The sequence below is a fragment of the Paenibacillus sp. P4_E11 genome (genome assembly GCF_056401635.1).
On the sequence record NZ_JBFUIX010000705.1, the window covers coordinates 1 to 575 of the forward strand.

Annotated in this window: 1 protein-coding gene; it reads right to left on the reverse strand. The window is 46.6% G+C overall.

What is annotated here, in order from left to right:
* Window positions 1–86: 86 nt before the first annotated feature.
* A partial coding sequence (locus AC1DWB_RS37030; protein WP_477546010.1) for a helix-turn-helix transcriptional regulator occupies window positions 87–575 on the reverse strand: 489 nt, incomplete at its 5' end.

Consider the following 575-nt stretch of genomic DNA (forward strand, 5'->3'; position numbering starts at 1 on the left):
TTACTCTGCTCTTCAGGGTGTAGAATAAGTTGGGCCACTTGAGCTTCATTTGTTTTATGGCAGGATGCATGTTGTTTCACGACACCTCACTTTGGCAACTGCCGGTATTCGCTGGGCAGTACTCCAATTTGATCGTAGAATACCCTACTGAAATATTTTTCGTTAAAGTACCCGCATTTTTCCGCCACCCAATAGATCGGGTTTGCCGTTTGCTGGAGCAGTTCTTGTGCATAGGCGATTCGAATACTCCGGACATAATCGTTAAACGATTGACCGACAATATCCTTGAAGCATTGGCTAAAATAGCTCCTGCTCATAGTAGCCACTTTAGCCACATCCGCAAGCCTCATTTCCTGGTTAAAATGAAGGCGAATGTGCGTAACCGCTTTCATTATACTCTGCACAACTTCATCCGAGTAAGTTTTACTCAGTTTCCTGCGCAGATCCCTACGCACCGTCTGGAGCCATTCAACCCCGTGGGACCAATTGGGAAAGGGACGGAAAGAACCGAATGGCGGAATAGATGAATCTGGAACCATTCGTCTCCACTCCATCACAGCCGAATAGAACATGCC